Annotated in this window: 3 protein-coding genes; 1 reads left to right on the top strand and 2 read right to left on the bottom strand. The window is 73.9% G+C overall.

The features are described from left to right. The coding region (locus tag OZN99_RS28785) for an amidohydrolase family protein (protein ID WP_270938652.1) at positions 1–1,432 on the top strand (1,432 nt) is incomplete at its 5' end. Between the two features lie 91 nt (positions 1,433–1,523). On the opposite strand, the gene OZN99_RS28780 is transcribed toward OZN99_RS28785, so the two are convergent. Then, entirely contained in the window at positions 1,524–2,510 is a 987-nt protein-coding gene (locus OZN99_RS28780) for an aldo/keto reductase (RefSeq protein ID WP_270938651.1), read from the bottom strand. A gap of 11 nt (positions 2,511–2,521) precedes the next feature. Continuing rightward, the coding region (locus tag OZN99_RS28775) for a substrate-binding domain-containing protein (RefSeq protein ID WP_270938650.1) at positions 2,522–2,969 on the bottom strand (448 nt) is incomplete at its 5' end.

The raw sequence follows: 2,969 nt of genomic DNA, 5'->3' as shown, positions 1-2,969 counted from the left end.
CGCCTCCACCGCGCTGGCAGCGGCCGCCGCCATTCCTGCCGCCTCCGCTGGCGCGCGGGCGCAGACCGTGGCCGCGGCCCCTGCCACGCCGCGGCCGCTGCTGGTGCGCGGGGCGCATGTGCTGACCATGGATGCGCAGATCGGCGACCTTCCGCTGGGCGACGTTCTGGTGGAGGGCGGCACGATCCGCGCCGTCGCCCCCTCCATCGAGGCGCCGGCGGGCGCGCAGGTGCTGGACGGGACCGGGCGGATCGCGATGCCGGGCATGGTCAACGGCCATATCCACCTGGCACAGACCATGCAACGCGGACTGTCCACCGAGCATTCCTTCGGCGGCTACTTCCAGACCATCGTGCTGCGCCATTCCAACCGCATGCGGCCCGACGACGTACGCTTGGCCGACCATGCCGGCGGGCTGGAGCAGATCGCCGCCGGCGTGACGACGGTGATGGACTGGTCGCGCGAGACCATGTCGCCGGACCATGCCGATGCGGCGCTGGCCGGCCTGTCGGCGGCGGGCATCCGCGCCGTGCTGGCCTACACCACGCCGCCGGTGCCGCAGGGCGGCAACGCCGCCGAGATCAACGGCCGGATGATGGCGCATGCGCGCGCGCTGCTGGGCGGGCGGATGCCGTCGCTCGTGACGCTCTGGACCTGCCTGCAGGGGCCGGACTTCCTGCCGCTGGAGCCGGCGCTGGCCGACATGCGCCGGCTGGCCGAGCTCGGCGTGCCGATCGCGATCCACACCGGCGCGGCGATCTATCCGAACCGCAAGCCGCGCCTGCTGGCGCTGCTGGATGCGGCGGGGCTGCTGAACGAGCGGCTGCAGATCGTCCACAGCAACCACCACGAGGACGACGAGTACCGCCTGGCGGAGGCGAAGGGCGTCATGCTGTGCTCGACGCCGGAGGTGGAGATGCGCATGGGCCACGGCCATCCGGCGATGTTCAAGGCGGCCGCGGCGGGGATGCGCGTCTCGGTCGGCACCGACATCCCCTCCATGGTCGGCGGCGGGCTGCTGCCGCAGCTGCGCGTGGCAATGGCCGCCGAGTTGCACCGGCTGAATGTCGAGAGCCTCGCCGCGACGCGGCAGGTGCCCGCGACGCCGCCGGTGACAGCGAAGCGCATGCTGGAATTCGCGACTATCGAGGGCGCGCGCGGCTTGGGGCTGGAGCGCGTGACCGGCAGCCTGACGCCGGGCAAGCGCGCCGACCTGATCCTGGTGCGGGCCGACGCGCCGTTGACCGCGCCGCTCTCCGACCCGCATGGCGCCGTGCTGCTGCAGGCGAGCGCAGGCGACATCGAGACGGTCATCGTGGACGGCGTGCTGCGCAAGCAGGGCGGGCGGCTGGTGGATGCCGACGCGGCGGCGGTGTTCCAGCGCCTGCAGGCGCGTGCGGAGGAGATGGCGGAGGCGGCGCGGCGGGGCTAGGCGCCCGCGCCCCCTCCCCCGCCTGCGGGGGAGGGCCGGGGTAGGGGCGCGACCGGCAGCGCCCCAGGCCGGCGCAAGGGTCGGAGTCCCGTCAGATGTAGACGGACTTCATGTTGCCGGCCGGGTAGCGCGTGCCGGCCGCGGCGCCCGGCGGGATCGCCGCGGCGATGCGCGCCGCCTCCTCGGCGGTCAGGCGAACCTCCAGCGCGCCGAGGTTCTCGTCCAGCCGGTCCGGGCTGCGCGTGCCGGCGATGGGCAGCACGTCCTCGCCCTGCGCCAGCAGCCAAGCCAGGCAGAGCTGCGCGGGCGTGCAGCCCTTCTCCGCCGCGAAGCCCGCCACGCGCTCGACGAGCGAGAGGTTGTGCGCGAAGTTCTCCGGCTGGAAGCGCGGATGCTGCGCGCGGCGGCCGCCGACTTCGTCGAGGCTGCGGATGGCGCCGGTCAGGAAACCGCGGCCGAGCGGCGCATAGGCGACGAAGGCGATGCCGAGCTCCCGCGTCGTCTTGCGCGTCTCCTCCGCCTCCTCCCGGTAGAGCAGGGAATACTCGGTCTGCACGCAGGCGATGGGGTGCACGGCATGGGCCCGGCGGATGCGGTCCGGCGCGGCTTCCGACAGGCCGAGATGCCTGACCTTGCCCTGCTCCACCAGGCGCTTCATGGCGCCGACCGTCTCCTCCACCGGCACGTCCGGATCGACGCGGTGCTGGTAGTAGAGGTCGATCACCTCCTCGCCGAGCCGCTTCAGCGACGCCTCGCAGGCCTGGATCACGTAGTCGGGGCGGCCATTCACGGCGTTGCCGCCGCCCTCACGCTTCACCTGGCCGAACTTGGTGGCGAGGAACACCTCGTGCCGGCGGCCCTTGATGGCGCGGCCGACCACCTCCTCGTTGTGGCCCCAGCCATACATGTCGGAGCTGTCGAGGTGGTTCACGCCGCGATCCAGCGCGTGGCGGATCAGCGCCTCGGACTGGGTGTCGTCGGCATCGCCATAGACGCCGGAGAGCGACATGCAGCCGAGGCCGATGGCGGAGACGGCCGGGCCGCCGCGGCCGAGCGGACGGGGTGCGAGGAGTGCCATGGGGCCTGCCTTCAGCGTGAGGGGGTGAAGCCGATCGCCGCCAGGGCGCGCCGCGCGGCGTCGGAGGACAGCAGCGCGAGCAGCGCCGCCGCCCCCGGCGTGTCGCGCAGCGCGGCGGCGGCATAGCCGGTGGAGAGGTCGTGCGGCGGCGGGAAGAGGCCGAGCAGCGAGACGCCGGGACGATCGATGATCTCGGTCGCCTGGCTGACGGCGAGCTCCACCTCGCCGCGGCCGCAGGCGGCCACCGCCTCGACGCCGAAGGAGAAGAGGCGGCCCTTGGCGCGCACGGAATCGGCGATACCCAGTGCCGCGATCACCTTCTCGAAATGCCGGCCGCCGGTGGCGCCGCTGGCGGGGTCGGCCCAGCCGATGCTCCCGGCGGCCAGCAGCGCGGCGCGGAAGGCGTCGGGCGTGTCGATCGGCCGGCGCGGGGCGCCGTCGCGCAGCGCGAGCCCGGTG

This window comes from Falsiroseomonas oryzae (genome assembly GCF_027856955.1).
Taxonomy (GTDB): domain Bacteria; phylum Pseudomonadota; class Alphaproteobacteria; order Acetobacterales; family Acetobacteraceae; genus Falsiroseomonas; species Falsiroseomonas oryzae.
Note: the sequence above shows the minus strand (reverse complement) of the source record. Positions and strands in the feature narration are given on the sequence as shown.

Coding starts and splice junctions, on each gene's coding strand:
- OZN99_RS28780 (WP_270938651.1), bottom strand. CDS start 2,510: ATGGCACTCCTCGCACCCCGTCCGCTCGGCCGCGGCGGCCCGGCCGTC.